The sequence below is a fragment of the Bradyrhizobium sp. Kon58 genome (assembly GCF_055807455.1).
This window is the reverse complement of sequence record NZ_JBVVOT010000171.1, coordinates 1-417: the sequence shown is the minus strand read 5'-3', so window position 1 is coordinate 417 and position 417 is coordinate 1. Positions and strand designations below refer to the sequence as shown.

Here is a 417-nt window from a genome sequence, read left to right as displayed (position 1 = left end):
TGATCTACCGCAACTGGCTCGGCCTGGTGAAGGGCGACCTGGCCGAAGAAGTGGCCAAGGGCGGCAAGACCTTCACCCGCACCATGAACCCCGACCGCGTCTACACCGGCGTGGACGGCAACGACGTCACCCTGCATGGCCGTTCGCTGCTGTTCGTGCGCAACGTTGGCCACTTGATGACCATCGACGCGATTCTCGACAAAGACGGCAACGAAGTGCCGGAAGGCATTCTCGACGGCCTGATCACCCGCCTGGCGGCGATCCACAGCCTCAACGGCAACAGCACTCGCAAGAACAGCCGCACCGGTTCGGTGTACATCTTCAAACCGAAAATGCACGGCCCCGAAGAAGCAGCGTTCACCAACGAGCTGTTCGGTCGCATCGAAGACGTGCTGAACCTGCCGCGCAATACGCTGA

The 417-nt window shown here is 61.4% G+C and carries 1 pseudogene; it reads left to right on the top strand.

What is annotated here, in order from left to right:
- A pseudogene (locus tag AC0L20_RS39990) lies at positions 1-417 on the top strand (malate synthase G); the annotation flags it as partial.